Origin of the sequence: Sporosarcina sp. P3 (genome assembly GCF_002743415.1) — a bacterium.
GTDB lineage: Bacteria > Bacillota > Bacilli > Bacillales_A > Planococcaceae > Sporosarcina > Sporosarcina ureae_A.
The window spans coordinates 96,832-113,415 of record NZ_PDZE01000002.1; the positions used below are offsets into that span (position 1 = coordinate 96,832).

Here is a 16,584-nt window from a genome sequence, read left to right on the forward strand (position 1 = left end):
CAGGATGTGGAAAAAGTAATAGATATTGAAGATCGGATTCCATCCATGCGTAAAAAACGCAGAAGAAGAGCCAACATGAGTTTTCTTCTGCTCGTCGTGATATTCGTCCTTGTTCTTCTTGCCTTATTGTATTTCCAATCTTCATTAAGCGATGTTTCGAAAATATCCATTAATGAGACTGTTTTACAAGATAGTGAGGTCTATAAGGATCAGAGTGGTTTGTATAAGGGGCAATCATTGTGGGGATTTCGTGCTAAAGATATAGAAAATAATATCCAAAAAATTCCTGGCGTGAAAGATGCAAAAGTAAAACGTGATTTTTATAACGACGTTTCGATACATGTCACGGAATGGGAACCGGTTGCTTATATAGAGAATCAAACTCAATATGATCTATTGTTGGAAAATGGTGATCGCTTAGAAGCAACTGATCCTGACATCCTTTCACATGCACCCATCCTATCGGGTTTTACCGAACCTGATGTGACAGAACGAATGATCAATCAACTCCAAGAGATGGATAGTACAGTTTTTGAACTCCTCTCCGAGCTTCGTTATGAAGGAGAGGATAAAATTGACGTATTTATGAGTGATGGATATGAAGTACATGCGTTAATTTTAGGCTTTGCTGATAAAATGTCCTACTACCCCGATATTATCGCACAATTGCCTAAAGAAGAAAAAGGTGTGTTGGATATTGAAATTGGTGTGTACTTTAAAACATATACAGATTTCTACAAAGAACCAGTACCGGTAGATGTGGAGATTCCGCAGCCTGTTGAAGAGCCAAACGTAACAAAAGGTAAACCGGCAGATGTAGAAACGACTAAGGAGGAAAAGAGTGAGCAAGAAACTGATTAAAACTAGAGAGAAACGCGGCAAGCAATTAGTGCTGTCTATCGTATTTCTAGTATTGGGCTTCATGCTTGCGTTTTCCTATAGAACAATTGGTAGTAAGCAACAGGAGCTAGATCCAGAGCAAACCAATTTATTTCAGCAAGAAGAACAGTATCGTGCAGAGTTGATCGACCAGCAAGAAAGAAACAAGGAATTGACAAATGAGTTACTCAAGAAACAACAACAAGTGCATTCGTTTGAACAAGATTTCTCCGATAAAGAAAAAAATCATGCGGTTCTTGTAGAAAAAGCACGGGATTTACGATTATTGCTTGGAGATATACCGTCAAAAGGTGCGGGAGTCAAAGTAACGCTGGAAGATGCAGATTATGATCCTTCGGTACAGAATCCGAATGATTATATCGTCCATGAAAGTCATGTTTTACGTGTAATCAATGAATTGAAAATCGCAGGTGCGCAAGGAATGACGATCAACGGGCAACGAATCAATTCGAATTCGTATATAAAATGTACAGGCCCTGTTATTATGGTTGATGGTAGAACGTTTCCGGCACCTTTTATAATAGAAGCAGTAGGAGATCCGAAAGTGCTATCTCCGGCATTGCATTTAAAAGGCAGTGTCATAGATGGCTTGTTGCGAGATAATATTGTCGTCACACTAGAAGAAATGAAGGAAGTTCAACTGCCTGCGATTCGTGACGAAGTATGATGGATTGTGGGGGGGTAGTGTGAAACGAAAAACACACTGGAAGTTCACGTTGATTCTCGGTATAGTGGGGTTTGTATTGGCTTTGCAATATAACTCGATGAATACTACATCTCCACGAGACACACGAGATTTATGGGCTATTCGTAAAGAGTTATCGAGTGAAAAGAAAATTCACTCTGAACTCTTAGAAGAGATCAGGGGGATTGACCAAACACTTGCTGCGTATAATGCATCACCTGAAGCCAATGCGGCAAGTGTGTTACAGGACACGTTAGATAAATTGTATAAACAAGCGGGATTCATGCCGACCACTGGTCCAGGATTTGTAATAGAGGTTGCTCCATCACCAGAAAGTATTGCGTTAGGTTATGAAATAGAGCCAGTCTCATCTGAACTGCTAGCTTGGTTTATTAATGTGGTGAATCAACAACAAGGCAACGAATTGGAGATTGACGGCAAGCGCTTTACTACTTTGAGTTGGATTCGGGATATTAACGGGAATCTAACTGTCAGTGGAGAAGTGGTTTCCACACCACCGTTCGATATTAAAGTCGTATCTCCTTCAAAAGAGGCAAGTGAAAAATTGTATAATCAATTATTGACTACTGCCATCCAAGATGAATTTTACTTGGACGACTTAATTTTGACAATTAGTGAACCAGCGGATCGCATTACGTTACAAGGCTGGACGGGTGGTTTTGAAAATCGGTTTTTAAAAGAACAAACAAAGGAGGAATGACAATATGTGGCTACCCTTACTTGGGCTCCTCCTTGGCGTTTCACTAGGTTTGCTCTCGGATATACAAATCCCGCAAGTATATAATAACTATTTAACTATTGCGATTCTCGCTGCATTTGATACACTATTTGGTGGAATCAGAGCCTATCTTCAGCAAGTGTATGACGACAGAATATTCGTCAGTGGATTTTTCTTCAACATACTATTAGCAGCAGCACTCGCGTTTATCGGTGTACACCTAGGTGTAGATTTATACTTGGCAGCAGTTTTCGCATTTGGCGTACGATTGTTCCAAAATATAGCGATTATTAGAAGAATCTTGCTTGCAAAATGGACAAGTAGAAACAAAAATCCTGATACAAATGCGTAATATTAAATGTTTTTAGAAGAGGGTGTTGAAAATATTTAGACAAAGCAGTCATAATACAATAGAATGGAAGTTACTAGTTACATTAAGGAGGTGTCAATAATTGAGTAAATCAAATCATTACGTATCACTTGATATAGGATCATCTACAATTAAAGTCTTAATTGGAGAGATGGATCAAAATGCCCTGCATGTAATCGGTGTAGGAAATGTACAATCTGCTGGAATTCGCAAAGGAACAATTATTGATATTGATGCCACTGTCCAATCAATCCGTAAAGCGATTGAACAGGCTGAAAGAATGACAGGTTTGAAAATTGAAGAAGTAGTTCTTGGCATCCCTGCAAATGGTGTCCAGTTCCAAAACGTCAAAGGCGTTGTGGCAGTGAACTCTGAAAATCGTGAAATCACCGATGACGATCTTGAAAGAGTAATGAAATCATCACAAGTTATGAATGTCCCACCCGAAAGAGAATTCGTCAATTTAGTGCCTAAACAATTTATTGTCGATGATTATGATGAAATCACCGATCCCCGTGGTATGATGGGAGTAAGATTGGAAATGGACGCAACGTTAATTACGACGTCCAAAACTCAACTACATAACATTTTACGCTGTGTAGAAAAAGCTGGTTTACAAATTCGCGAAATTTATTTGCAACCATTGGCGGCAGGTACATTCGCGTTATCCGAAGATGAAATGTATCATGGAACTGCCTTCATCGATATTGGCGGAGGGTCAACTACGGTTTCGGTATTTGCTGAAAATCGTCTGATCAGCACGTCCGTATTACCTGTTGGTGGAGACCATATTACAAAAGATTTATCAATCGTCTTAAAGACACCTACAGAGCAAGCAAGAATGATTAAGCATCAGTATGGACATGCCTATTATGATGATGCTTCAGATGAAGAATTATTTGAAGTACCCGTAGTGGGGTCGGATGCAAAAGATCAATACAGCCAACGTTATATCTCTGACGTGATCGGTTCACGTCTTGAAGAATTATTCGAATTAATTCTCGAAGATTTGTACGCAACAGGTATTCGTGACTTGCCTGGCGGTATCGTGATCACTGGCGGTACAGCTAAGCTAGATGGAATATTACAATTAGCTCGTGATGTCTTTAAAACAAGAGCTAGATTATACACACCAGAATATATTGGTGTCCGTGAGCCGATGTATTCTACTGCGGTTGGCTTGATTCGCTATGCGTATATGGAGGATGTGTTCTTTGGCTATGAAGAAGAGCCGGTTGGTTCACCTCAATCATCAGAATCCATTTATGAAGTCGTGGAACCTTCAGCTAGACCAGTTAAACCGAAAAAAGAAAAAGGTCAAGGATTCATGAAACGCGCTAAAAAAGTATTCGACAATTTCTTTGAGTAAAACATCGTGTTGGATGGGGAATTGCAGATAATTTAGAGGAGGAAAATCAATGCTTGAATTTGAGACGAACATAGATGCATTAGCGGTAATTAAAGTTATTGGAGTGGGCGGCGGCGGAAACAATGCGGTCAACCGTATGATTGAACATGGAGTGCAAGGCGTAGAGTTTATCGCAGTAAACACGGATGCTCAAGCATTGCAATTATCATCAGCTGAAATCAAACTACAAATCGGGGAGAAGCTCACTAGAGGACTAGGTGCAGGCGCAAACCCTGAAGTAGGTAAAAAAGCAGCTGAAGAAAGTAAAGAGCAGATCGAAGAAGCTTTACGTGGGGCAGACATGGTATTCGTTACAGCTGGAATGGGCGGTGGAACTGGTACCGGTGCAGCACCGGTTATTGCGCAAATCGCTAAAGATATTGGCGCATTGACTGTAGGGGTAGTTACACGTCCATTTACATTCGAAGGTAGAAAGAGATCTACTTCAGCAGCTGGCGGTATCGCAAGCATGAAAGAAGCAATCGATACGCTAATTGTGATTCCAAATGATAAACTGCTTGAGATTGTAGACAAAAACACTCCAATGCTGGAAGCGTTTAGAGAAGCAGACAATGTATTGCGTCAAGGTGTCCAAGGTATCTCTGATCTAATCGCAGTACCTGGATTGATTAACCTCGACTTTGCTGACGTGAAAACCATCATGTATAACAAAGGTTCTGCATTGATGGGTATCGGTATGTCTACTGGTGAAAATCGTGCTGCAGAAGCAGCGAAAAAAGCGATTTCTAGTCCATTGCTTGAAACATCCATAGATGGAGCAAAAGGTGTCTTGATGAACATTACAGGCGGCTCAAACTTGAGCTTGTTTGAAGTGCAAGAAGCAGCTGACATTGTTGCTACTGCGTCAGACGAAAACGTCAACATGATCTTCGGTTCTGTCATCAACGACGACTTAAAAGATGAAATCATCGTTACGGTAATCGCGACAGGATTTAACGAAGAACAATTAGCTCCGTCAAGACAAAGAGGTGCTGGTGTAACGGGTGGCGTTCGTCCACAACGACCTGCTCAACAGCAACCACCGACACAAAGCAGATATGAAGAACAACCACGTTACGAGCAACAATCTGAGCCGAGACAACCACAGGTTAATCAGCATCAGCATGAAGAACAATTGGACATTCCAACGTTCTTACGTAATCGTACGCGTCGTAAATAAGAAATAGAACAAGCTTCCCCTCTGAGATCAGTTTCTCAGAGGGGAAGCTTTTTGTTTTTGTACTAGCAATTACTCTACGCACTTAAAAATATGTCGAAGCTTTTATCCGAAACCATCCAAAGCCCGACAGGTTTTTCAGTATAGCCGTGATAATCTGTTTGTAAGGAGGCCGGCATATGTATGGAGAACTGATGATAGGGATCAACATGCTCTTTAACTACGCCATCCTATCATTCACTAATAAAGTTGGAAATCATCAAACGAACAGGAGGAGGTTATGGAGTGCAGCATTTCTCGGTGCCTTCTTTATTACGTTGTTCCCGTATTCTGTGCCAGCGATGATCTTTACTTTCTTAGGAATGACGTATATTGCATTTGGACAAACGTTTGGTAGTTGGAAAAATTCTATTCTCGCTGTACTGATCGCGTCTTTCTTCGCAGGAGGAATGTTGACGTTGGTCTATGCGCATATTAGTAGCAGCGTAAATCAGAGTTTTTTATTCGTAGCGATCGGTCTAACTTATCTGTCGTTATACATCGTGAAACATAAATGGATTGATACACGCATGATGAATAAGTTAATGAGTTTTACGCTCGATTCAGAATTGATTTTATGGGGGATATCCATTCCGCTAAAAGTATTCATCGACACGGGTAATCATTGTGTAGAGCCTTTGTCAGGAGATCCTGTACATTTTATTGGTTATTCAGCAGTTAAAGAACAGCTGCCCGTCGACTTCGCTTCAGCACTAGAGTCTTGGAATCCTGAAAAGTCCCCGGACTTGGCGGTTTTCCCTGCCACATATCAAAGAAGTCTTCGGTTAATACGATTACAGACTGTTCAAGGATCTTCATGGGCCGTCGGGATCAAGTATGAAAATTGGTTGCTCGAGGGCGAGTTATTGCCTGTGGGGTATATCGTATTGACGAAAGAACAACGTCAATACCCTCAAGGTGCAGCAGCTATATTACAAATGAGTGCGATGGATGTACTAAAAGAAGAAGGGAGAACGGCTATATGTTAATAGAAGTAAAAAAATGGGTTTCATATATTGCGGGATTCTTCAGACGAAAAGGCGGAATATTTTATATTGGAGGACATGAATCTCTTCCTAAACCTCTCGATAAGGAGCAAGAAGCCAAAACGATTGCGGCATTAATGAAGGGAGATCCTGCTGCTCGTGATACATTGATCGAAAAGAACCTACGTCTTGTCGTCTATATCGCAAGACGCTTCGATAATACGAATACGAATATTGAAGATCTCATTAGTATTGGAACTATTGGATTGATCAAAGCAATTGAAACTTTTAAAGCAGATAAAAACATTAAGCTTGCAACATACGCTTCTCGTTGTATTGAAAATGAAATTTTAATGCACTTACGCAAAACGAATCGAATTCGTTCAGAAATTTCATTCGATGAACCGTTGAATTCAGATGCAGATGGTAATGAGTTGCTACTGTCGGATATCTTAGGTACAGATGAAGATATTATTACAGACGATGTAGAGAAAAAGCTGGAGCGTCAATATATGATCGATGCCATTTCCGTTTTAGATGAAAGAGAACGTTATATTATGGAGCAGCGATTTGGATTAATGGGAACAAATGAAATGACACAAAAAGAAGTAGCGGATCTTCTTGGCATTTCACAGTCTTATATATCTAGATTAGAAAAGAAAATAATCTCTGAGCTACGTGATCGGCTAAATCAACCCATTTCATAACTGGACTTATCGGTAGAAATTGGCGATTAGTGAATTCGCATATTCTAAAGAGTTGAGGACAGACTACTCTGTACACTCACCTATAGAATGCGGAGGAAGAGCCAATGGTACGTACAAGAGTAGAAATTTGTGGGATCAATACGTCCGAGCTGCCTTTATTAACTGCAGATGTGATGAAAGAGACATTCATCCGTTTGCAAAGCGGTGACGAATTTGCCAGAGATGAATTGGTATTTGCGAATTTGCGTCTCGTACTTAGCCTTGTTCAGCGCTTTAACTATCGTGGAGAGCAGGCTGATGATTTGTTCCAGGTTGGTTGTATTGGGTTGTTGAAAGCCATAGACAATTTTGATCTAAAACATAATGTCCGGTTTTCCACCTATGCTGTGCCGATGATCATTGGAGAAATTAAGCGACATCTTCGTGATCATCATGCTGTTCGTGTATCTCGATCTTTACGTGATATCGCGTATAAGGCGATTAGAGCAAAAGAACAATATGTCAACGAGCATCAACACGAACCAAAAATTTCAGATCTAGAGAAGATTACCGGCATACCGGAAGAAGATATACTATTCGCCCTCGATGCCATACAGGATCCTATGTCATTACATGAGCCAATGAACAGCGATGGTGGAGATCCAATTTATATGATGGATCAGCTACATGACCAAAGAGTATCAGAAGACCGCTGGATGAACTACGTATCCATTAAAGATAAGATGGGCGAGCTAGATGAACGACAGCAGCTCATCGTCTCCAAACGATTTTATCTCGGTCAGACGCAAACCGAGATCGCTAAGGAGCTCGGGATTTCACAAGCGCAAATCTCGAGAATTGAAAAGCATGCGATGGAACAGATTCGGCACGGAATTGAACAGAAGAAATACTAAATATCGTCTGATGTCTCTAAGACTGTCCTTCACACTTAAGTTGTGAAGGGCAGTTTTTATGTTGATAGTGGATTAAATGGCCGATGAAAAAAACATTCATTCTCAGCGTTCCATTTTTGTATTGTTTTGGACATTTGTGAGCTAATGTATAATCGAACCCTAAGCTCCATATGCAAGCGCTCATACAATTCATCTAAGTGATCATAGTAGCGGCACACCCGCTCATTAATTACCGCAAGCGATCATTGTCAACGGGTGAACGCTCTTGAACAGCATGCAAGCGCTCATACTTGCTCTATAACCGCTCATCAAGCTATAAACCTCGATAGATCACGAACGTAAAAAAGCGAAATGTCGATACCAGTCCATACTTACTTCAAGAATTCCTTAATTCCCACAAGTAAAACAGTAATTCTAATCCACTTTCTAACTCAATACTTTTACACGCACTATTTCACGATGAAGTCAGTCTCCTTACGTTCTCATTAAAACTCACTATGCATAGTATGAAAGAAGGAGGGGAAACTATGCGTTTTTCCAGCTTGCAGAAAAAAGAAGTGATTGAGCTGAAAAAAGGAGCGTTCCTAGGTTTTGTTCAAGATGCTACAATCGACATCGAAAAAGGTGAAATCGCGCAACTTCATATAGGTGAACTTGAGCGATCCTTTTTCTCAGACAGCAAGTCAAAAGGTGTCCAAAAAATTCATTACAGAGACGTCATGACGATTGGAAAAGATATTATCTTGATCGACAATAAACGGCTCAATAAATGACTTATCGTTGATATATAGTGCTCTAATTGATACAATGAAATAAAGATGATGAAAAGTAGTGATAATATGGAACGAGTAGAACAACGACTAGTAACTATACAAAAACAAATACATGAAGCATGTGAAACAGTAAATCGTAGCCCGGACGACATCACGTTAATTGCTGTCACAAAGCAAGTCTCGTCCGCTAGAGCGCAATCCTTACTGGACGTTGGGATCAAGGATTTAGGAGAAAATCGGCTTGAAGGATTGCTGAAAAAGCAGGAAACGATTGAGGATCCGGTAAATTGGCACTTCATTGGTAACTTGCAGACACGCAAAGTAAAAGAATTAGTCGACACCATTGACTGCCTTCATTCGCTAGACCGTATGAGCCTTGCGAAAGAAGTGAATAAGCGGGCAAGTAAGCCGCTGGATTGTTTTGTACAAGTCAATGTGTCAGGTGAAGAATCCAAGTCAGGCATTACTCCTGAGGAGGTAGATGTATTTTTTGAGCAATTGGCAGCTTACGAAAACGTTCATGTAATAGGGCTCATGACGATGGCGCCAAATACAGATGATGAATCCGTTGTTCGCGAAACATTCCGTTCTTTACGTGAACTACGAGACAAAATCGCAGCAAAGAAGCTATCTTACGCACCGTGTACAAAATTGTCTATGGGTATGTCCAATGACTTTACAATCGCAATAGAAGAAGGTGCAACTCATATACGCATCGGCACTGCATTGGCCGGTTCAGAAAGCGGGGAAACTGAATGAGCCTAAAAAAACGATTGGAAAAAATGTTTTGGGTACAGGAAGAAGACTTAGTTCAACAACCAAAACCTCAAAGTAAACTAACAAAAGGTGAACAAACAACGGCTCGTAAAGGGATGAAGAAGCTAGGGGGTAAGAAACGAGCTGTCAATAGTCGTCTTCAAGCCCCCCAGCAACAAGCTTCTTCCACACAAGCTCCAGTGATTAGCTTACAAAGTCTGCAAAAATCTTCAAAAGTTATTTTACTAGAGCCGCGTTCTTATGCAGAAGTAGAGGACATCGCGGAACATTTAAAGAATCGCCGTTCCGTCGTAGTGAACTTACAGCAGATAGAACGAGATCAAGGATTTCGTATTATTGATTTCCTAAGTGGTACAGTATATGCCCTCGGTGGCGACATTCAACGAATTGGCGCAGATATATTTTTATGTGCACCCGACAACGTGGAAGTAGCCGGTAAAATTACGGAGTTTCTATCTGAACAAACTGAACGATAGGCTACACAACTTAGAACTTTCACTTAATGAAAGTCGAACAATTTGAATGAGGTGTACATGTAATTATGATCGCATTATTAAATAATTCTTATTTATTAATCTCTGGAGCCTTACAATTATATTCTATTCTGTTAGTCATTTATATTTTAATGTCATGGGTTCCATCTACTAGAGAAACAAAATTTGGTCAGCTTATAGCCAAAATAGCAGAGCCATACTTAGGGTTTTTCCGTAAGTTCATACCACCGTTTGGAATGATTGATTTTTCACCGATTGTCGCATTACTGTCATTACAATTAATCAGCAGAGGAATAGGTCAGATTTACTTGATGATTTTCCAAGCCTTAGTAAATTAAGTATAACCTTAGCTTGAATTGGAAATCCTCACAAGGTGAGGATTTTTTTATATAAGGAGAAGAAATAGAATGGATTCAATATTTCAACATTTTCGTAAAGAAGAACAACCGTTTATTGAAAAGGTGAATAGTTGGGTGAAGGACGTAGAAGATACATATGCCCCCAAGCTAACGGAGTTTATGGACCCACGTCAGCGTTTTATAACGGAATCCATCGTGAGGAATTCAGATCTTGGATTAACCGCTGACGGTGGCTTCCACGATGCAGAACGTCAGCGTGTGCTAATCTATCCTGATTATTACACCCCGACAAAAGAGGATTTTCAAATCAGTATTTATAATGTGAACTATCCTAAAAAATTCGTTACTATGAAACATTCACAATTACTTGGGTCTCTATTGTCTGTTGGAATTGAGCGTTCACGATTTGGTGATATTCAACTAACTGATGAAGCGGTACAATTTGCGGTTGCGGAGGAAGTGTCTGAATATATCCACGTCCATTTCACGCAAGTTGGAAAAGTGAAAGTTTCTGTAGAGCCAGTACAAAACACGGAAGATTTTATAGATGTAAAAAATGAATGGACGGAAGAACTCCATATTGTTAGTTCATTGCGTCTGGATGTAGTGATTGCAGCATTAACAAACAGTTCAAGAGCCAAAGCTTCGTCGCTTATTAAAGCGGAGAAAGTAAAAGTGAATTGGGCAATGATTGATCAACAGGCATTTGAAGTAGAAGAATATGATGTTCTATCAATTAGAGGGTATGGTCGCTTCAGAATCATGAGTATTGAAGGACGCACAAAGAAAGATAAGATCCGCGTGATGATCGGTGCACTTGTCTAAATTGAATCCTTGATAAATTAAGAAAAGTAGTGTTTAATCAAGTAGTAAACATCATCACACTGTAAACTATGTAAGCATACTGAAAGGAGAAAGCGTATTATGGCTTTAACCCCTACGGATATACATAACAAAACGTTTAATACGAAATTTCGTGGCTATGATGAAGATGAAGTAAATGGATTTTTAGAACAGCTGATGAAAGACTATGAAAACGTCCTGAAGAAAAATGAAGAGCTTGAAAAAACGGTTTCTGATAATCAAGCAAAGATTACTCACTTTAATTTAATAGAAGAAACGATGCAAAAATCTATTCTAATCGCACAAGAAGCTGCAGAAGATGTTCGAAAAAATGCTGTTCAAGAATCGAAGTTAATCATTTCGGAAGCAGAAAAGAATGCAGACCGCCTTGTGAATGACGCACTCGCGCAGGCTAGAAAGATAGCACTCGAAGTAGAAGTGTTAAAGAAACAGTCAAAAGTATTCAAAAGCCGCTTCAAGATGATGGTAGAAGCACAGCTCGACATGATCAATACGGAAGACTGGGATGACCTGTTGAAGTATGAGTTGGATACATCCAGCGTGGAAAGTGTAGCTGAAAAGGAATTAGATATTCCAAATGTAGATAGTTTAGATGAAGAACTAGTTAAGAAGCCGGAAGAAGCTTGACAACATTCGAACACATTTTTATAATGAAAAGTAAAATGAAAAAGAAGCGTTGAAGGAAAGAGTACTTTCTAATTTCACCTATAGCGAGCCAGGGGCGGTGTAAGCCTGGTGGTAAATCAGAAACGAAAATCACTCCTGAGCTAGAACCTTTATGTAAATCTAGGTTCTCGGTCTCACACTGCCGTTATTAGTGTCTAAGCGGCAATTGCTATATGCAATTGCAAGTAGGGTGGTACCGCGAGAATAAACCTCGTCCCTTTTTGGGATGGGGTTTTTTATATTCAAAAGCGGAAACAGCCTGATGCTTGTAGCTATCTGAAACCAAAAGCGGAAAGCACCGTTAAGGCCTAAAAGTGTTCCTATCAATACACTACAAACGATGTACACATATTTTAAGGAGGAATTATAATGGACTATAAAGATACATTGCTAATGCCAAAAACTGATTTCCCTATGCGTGGTAATCTGCCAAACAATGAACCCAAAATGCAAGAAGAGTGGAATGAAAAGAATATTTATCAGCAAGTTCAGGAACGTACTGCAGATCGTCCGTTGTTCATATTGCATGATGGACCACCCTATGCAAACGGTGATTTACACATGGGGCACGCTCTTAACAAAGTACTAAAAGACTTTATCGTTCGTTATAAATCGATGTCTGGTTTCCATGCGCCTTACGTACCAGGTTGGGATACACACGGTTTGCCGATTGAGCAAGCACTTGTAAATAAAAAAGTTGATCGCAAGAAAATGAGTACGGCTGAATTCCGTAAAATGTGTGAAGAGTATGCACTACAACAAATTGATAATCAGCGTACGCAATTCAAGCGTCTCGGAGTTCGCGGAGATTGGGAAAATCCGTACATCACGCTTAAACCTGAATTCGAATCACGTCAAATCCAAGTGTTTGGCGAGATGGCGAGAAAAGGATATATCTATAAAGGGTTGAAGCCTGTCTACTGGTCTCCTTCGAGTGAAACTGCTTTGGCAGAAGCGGAAATTGAATATCAGGATAAAAAATCTCCATCCATATATGTAGGTTTCCCTATCAAAGATGGGAAAGGTGTACTAGATCATGATGTGAAATTCTTGATCTGGACAACAACACCTTGGACAATCCCAGCAAACCTGGGGATTTCTGTTCATCCTAAATTTACGTATGCAGTAGTAAAAGTACAAGATGAGAAATTTGTAGTAGCAAAAGACTTAGTGGAGTTCTTGGCGAATGAATTGGAGTGGGAAGAGTATTCAATCGAAAAAGAAATTCAAGGTGTAGATCTTGATCGGATCGTGGCTAGCCATCCAATTTATGATCGTGATTCATTAGTTATGCTAGGGGAACATGTGACGGCAGATGCTGGTACAGGTTGTGTTCATACAGCACCAGGTCACGGTGAAGATGACTTCTACGTGAGTAGGCAATATGGAATCGATGCATTATCTCCAATTGATGACCGTGGTGTGATGACAGAAGAAGCACCGCTTTTCGCTGGTTTGTTCTACGAAGATGCGAATAAAGCGGTGACTGAAAAGCTAAAAGAAGTTGGAGCTCTTCAAAAGTTGTCGTTTATTACTCACTCGTACCCGCATGATTGGCGCACGAAAAAGCCAGTCATTTACCGTGCGACTTCGCAATGGTTCGCTTCTATTGAATCTTTTAGAAATGAGCTACTCGAAGCAATCCGTACCACTACATTCACACCGTCTTGGGGTGAAACACGTTTGTTCAATATGGTGCGTGATCGTGGCGACTGGTGTATTTCCCGTCAGCGCGTATGGGGAGTTCCGATTCCAGTTTTCTATGCGGAAAATGGAGAAGTAATTCTTACGGATGAAACAGTCAGCCATGTAGCAGATTTATTCCGTGAGAATGGATCGAATGTTTGGTTCGAACGTTCTGCAAAAGAATTATTGCCAGAAGGCTTCACGCATGAAGGAAGTCCAAATGGTGAATTCACGAAAGAAACGGACATTATGGATGTTTGGTTTGATTCCGGTACAACGCATCAGGGAGTTCTTGAAGAGCGTGATGATCTTCGGTACCCAGCGGACTTGTACCTTGAAGGTTCCGATCAATATCGCGGTTGGTTCAACTCCTCATTGACAACTAGCGTAGCTATCAACGGCATTGCACCGTACAAAGGCATTTTGAGTCATGGTTTCACACTGGACAAAAATGGCCGTAAGATGAGTAAGTCGTTAGGGAATGTTATCGTCCCTTCGAAAGTCATCAATCAACTAGGTGCAGATATCGTACGTCTATGGGTGTCATCTGTAGATTATACAGCCGACGTTCGTGTGTCTGATTCAAACTTTAAGCAAGTTTCAGAAGTCTATCGCAAGATTCGTAATACGATTCGCTTCTTGCATGGTAACGTAGCCGACTTTAATCCAGCTACAGATCGTGTAGCATTTGATGATATGCGTGCAGTTGACCAGTACGTCTATGTGAAGTTGCAGGATTTAATTGAGGAAGTCCTTACAGCTTATGAGCAGTATGCATTCCCTACTGTCTACCACGCAATCAATAATTTCTGTACGGGTGTACTGAGCTCGCTCTACTTGGATATTGCGAAAGATGTAGTCTACATCGAAGCTGCGAATCATCCAGATCGCCGGGCAATGCAGACGGTGATGCATGATACATTGATCACATTGGTTAAGCTGATTACGCCAATTTTGCCGCACACTGCAGATGAAATGTGGAAAAATATTCAGTACGTTGAAGAAGATAGCGTACAATTAACGGATATGCCTGAAGCAGATCATAAAGGTGAAGCAGCAGACAAACTTCGTGAGCGCTTTGATAATTTGATGGATGTCCGCGATGATGTCTTGAAAGCTCTTGAGGAAGCAAGAAACGCGAAAGTAATCGGAAAATCTTTGGAGGCAAAAGTGACTGTTGTGTTGCCTGAAGCTCAACGTGGCATCTTGCAAGCAGAGGATATTGATTTCGCACAATTCTTCATCGTCTCGGACTTTGAAGAGAGTACAGATGCAGAGTTACCGAATGCATTGAAATTAGAGCATGCAACGGTTTTGGTAGAGCCAGCTGAAGGTGAAAAGTGTGAACGATGCTGGACAATTTCTCAAACAGTTGGAGAAGACGCAGAACATTCGACACTATGTACACGATGCGCGACTGTTGTGAAAGAAAACTATGCGTAAGCAATTTTGATGTCACAGCCATCATCATTCATTCGTGGATGATGATGGCTTTTTTACATAGTGGAATTAACAAACGTAATGAAGATCGTATTTTTATGGTAAACTAAAGAAGAAATTAGCTGGACGGAGGGTAATGAAGTGATATTTTATTATGCAATCGCTGCACTGGTCATTGGATTGGACCAGTTGACGAAATGGCTAATCGTAAAAAATATGGAGTTAGGTGAACATATTTCTATTATGGATCCTTATATTGCATTGCTATCTCATCGTAATCGTGGAGCGGCATGGGGTATGCTAGAGGGAAAGATGTGGCTATTTTTTATTGTGACCATTGTAGTCGTAATAGCTATTATTTATTTCTTCCATACAGAAGGTAAAAAGGATCGGCTACTTGGTGTGAGTCTAATGCTGTTGCTAGGTGGTGCGATTGGGAACTTCATCGATCGACTAGTAAGAGGAGAAGTAGTAGATTTTATTAGTGTCTTGATACCTGTTATACAATATGATTTTCCAATATTTAATGTGGCGGATGCCGCACTAACAATTGCTGTCGTACTAATTTTGCTACACGTAGTGTTTGATGAAAAAAAGAAAAAGAAAAAGGTGTCGTAATGGAAAGAATAGAATTTGAAATAACAGAAGAACTTTCAGGGAGTCGAATAGACAAAGCATTGGCTACACTTCAACCGGACTGGTCACGCACGCAAATCCAGCAATGGGTAAAAGAGGAACATGTTAAGGTAAACGACAGTTTAGTTAAGCAGAACTATAAAGTCAAGACAGATGATAAGATTACTGTCGAGCAACCGGAAACGGAAGAATACGATGTGGAAGCTGAAAATCTCCACCTTGATATAGTCTATGAAGACCAAGACGTATTGGTTGTCAACAAACCGGTCGGGATGGTTGTACATCCATCAGTCGGTCATGTAAGTGGAACTTTAGTCAACGGCTTAATGTATCAAGTGACGGATCTATCAGGCATCAATGGTGTCATGCGACCTGGTATCGTGCACCGTATTGATAAAGACACTTCGGGGTTATTGATGGTTGCCAAAAATGATAAAGCACATGTGTCATTAGTTAATCAGCTCGTCGCTAAATCAGTTAATCGTGTGTATACGGCATTAGTTCATGGACATATACCACATGATAATGGCACAATAGATGCGCCAATTGGGCGCGACAAGCGGGATCGTCAACGGATGGCAGTTGTGGATGAAGGAAAAAATGCTGTTACACACTTTAAGGTCCTTGAACGTTTTGGTGCTTATACATTAGTTGAGTGCCGGCTGGAGACAGGAAGAACTCACCAGATTCGTGTGCATATGAAATATATTGGTTATCCCCTTGTAGGAGATCCTAAATACGGTCAGAGAAAAACCATCGATTTTGGTGGTCAAGTACTTCATGCAGGCACTATTGGTTTTGAGCATCCTACAACAGATGAATATATGGAGTTTACTGCACCGTTGCCTGAAAATTTCCAACAATTACTCAATGAATTACGTATGGAATAAGCGTTGACAAACGCTAATCATGAGTTGTATACTCTATTAAGCAATTGAATAGCGATACCTTTAACGTCAGTCCTGTGAGGCTGGGAAGGTTGCAC

Annotated in this window: 18 protein-coding genes and 1 other annotated feature; all 18 genes read left to right on the forward strand. The window is 40.5% G+C overall.

Features of this window, described 5'->3' with window-relative positions:
* Positions 1-6: 6 nt before the first annotated feature.
* The 18 genes from CSV61_RS02625 (at position 7) to CSV61_RS02710 (ending at position 16,489) form a co-directional block, all read left to right on the forward strand.
* Complete coding sequence (locus CSV61_RS02625; protein ID WP_158233766.1) at positions 7-861, forward strand: cell division protein FtsQ/DivIB; 855 nt, start codon at positions 7-9, stop codon at positions 859-861.
* The gene (locus tag CSV61_RS02630; protein ID WP_233193499.1) at positions 842-1,567 is read left to right on the forward strand and encodes a DUF881 domain-containing protein; all 726 of its coding nucleotides are present in this window, start codon (positions 842-844) and stop codon (positions 1,565-1,567) included. The genes CSV61_RS02625 and CSV61_RS02630 overlap by 20 nt, the downstream gene beginning before the upstream one ends.
* A gap of 19 nt (positions 1,568-1,586) precedes the next feature.
* Positions 1,587-2,306, forward strand: coding sequence for a DUF881 domain-containing protein (locus CSV61_RS02635; protein WP_083035361.1), 720 nt, complete (start codon positions 1,587-1,589; stop codon positions 2,304-2,306).
* 4 nt (positions 2,307-2,310) lie between these two features.
* On the forward strand, positions 2,311-2,676 hold the full coding sequence (locus CSV61_RS02640) for a small basic family protein (RefSeq protein ID WP_083035362.1): 366 nt from the start codon (positions 2,311-2,313) through the stop codon (positions 2,674-2,676).
* A gap of 100 nt (positions 2,677-2,776) precedes the next feature.
* The gene (ftsA, locus tag CSV61_RS02645; protein ID WP_083035363.1) at positions 2,777-4,063 is read left to right on the forward strand and encodes a cell division protein FtsA; all 1,287 of its coding nucleotides are present in this window, start codon (positions 2,777-2,779) and stop codon (positions 4,061-4,063) included.
* Positions 4,064-4,112: 49 nt separating this feature from the next.
* Positions 4,113-5,282 carry a cell division protein FtsZ gene (gene ftsZ / locus CSV61_RS02650; protein ID WP_083035364.1) on the forward strand — a complete coding sequence of 390 codons (1,170 nt, stop codon included), beginning with the start codon at positions 4,113-4,115 and terminating at the stop codon, positions 5,280-5,282.
* A 176-nt stretch (positions 5,283-5,458) separates the two neighbouring features.
* Complete coding sequence (locus CSV61_RS02655; protein WP_099638014.1) at positions 5,459-6,307, forward strand: sigma-E processing peptidase SpoIIGA; 849 nt, start codon at positions 5,459-5,461, stop codon at positions 6,305-6,307.
* Positions 6,301-7,011 carry an RNA polymerase sporulation sigma factor SigE gene (gene sigE / locus CSV61_RS02660; protein ID WP_083035366.1) on the forward strand — a complete coding sequence of 237 codons (711 nt, stop codon included), beginning with the start codon at positions 6,301-6,303 and terminating at the stop codon, positions 7,009-7,011. Before CSV61_RS02655 ends, sigE begins: the two co-directional genes overlap by 7 nt.
* A gap of 104 nt (positions 7,012-7,115) precedes the next feature.
* Positions 7,116-7,904: an RNA polymerase sporulation sigma factor SigG gene (gene sigG / locus CSV61_RS02665; protein WP_083035367.1), complete on the forward strand. Its 789-nt coding sequence runs from the start codon at positions 7,116-7,118 to the stop codon at positions 7,902-7,904.
* Positions 7,905-8,431: 527 nt separating this feature from the next.
* Positions 8,432-8,677: a PRC-barrel domain-containing protein gene (locus tag CSV61_RS02670; RefSeq protein ID WP_158233767.1), complete on the forward strand. Its 246-nt coding sequence runs from the start codon at positions 8,432-8,434 to the stop codon at positions 8,675-8,677.
* Between the two features lie 66 nt (positions 8,678-8,743).
* Entirely contained in the window at positions 8,744-9,436 is a 693-nt protein-coding gene (locus CSV61_RS02675) for a YggS family pyridoxal phosphate-dependent enzyme (RefSeq protein ID WP_099638015.1), read from the forward strand.
* Entirely contained in the window at positions 9,433-9,930 is a 498-nt protein-coding gene (locus CSV61_RS02680) for a cell division protein SepF (RefSeq protein ID WP_143561050.1), read from the forward strand. The genes CSV61_RS02675 and CSV61_RS02680 overlap by 4 nt, the downstream gene beginning before the upstream one ends.
* 65 nt (positions 9,931-9,995) lie before the next feature.
* Positions 9,996-10,286, forward strand: a complete 291-nt coding sequence (locus CSV61_RS02685; protein WP_029052362.1) for a YggT family protein — start codon at positions 9,996-9,998, stop codon at positions 10,284-10,286.
* 69 nt (positions 10,287-10,355) lie between these two features.
* Positions 10,356-11,132: a YlmH family RNA-binding protein gene (locus tag CSV61_RS02690; protein ID WP_099638016.1), complete on the forward strand. Its 777-nt coding sequence runs from the start codon at positions 10,356-10,358 to the stop codon at positions 11,130-11,132.
* Positions 11,133-11,231: 99 nt separating this feature from the next.
* Positions 11,232-11,798: a DivIVA domain-containing protein gene (locus CSV61_RS02695; RefSeq protein WP_083035372.1), complete on the forward strand. Its 567-nt coding sequence runs from the start codon at positions 11,232-11,234 to the stop codon at positions 11,796-11,798.
* Between the two features lie 40 nt (positions 11,799-11,838).
* Positions 11,839-12,059 (forward strand) — a binding site (T-box leader).
* A gap of 147 nt (positions 12,060-12,206) precedes the next feature.
* Positions 12,207-14,966 carry an isoleucine--tRNA ligase gene (gene ileS, locus CSV61_RS02700; RefSeq protein ID WP_099638017.1) on the forward strand — a complete coding sequence of 920 codons (2,760 nt, stop codon included), beginning with the start codon at positions 12,207-12,209 and terminating at the stop codon, positions 14,964-14,966.
* A 138-nt stretch (positions 14,967-15,104) separates the two neighbouring features.
* Complete coding sequence (lspA, locus tag CSV61_RS02705) at positions 15,105-15,581, forward strand: signal peptidase II (protein WP_083035374.1); 477 nt, start codon at positions 15,105-15,107, stop codon at positions 15,579-15,581.
* Positions 15,581-16,489 carry an RluA family pseudouridine synthase gene (locus CSV61_RS02710; RefSeq protein WP_083035375.1) on the forward strand — a complete coding sequence of 303 codons (909 nt, stop codon included), beginning with the start codon at positions 15,581-15,583 and terminating at the stop codon, positions 16,487-16,489. The genes lspA and CSV61_RS02710 overlap by 1 nt, the downstream gene beginning before the upstream one ends.
* Positions 16,490-16,584 lie beyond the last annotated feature (95 nt).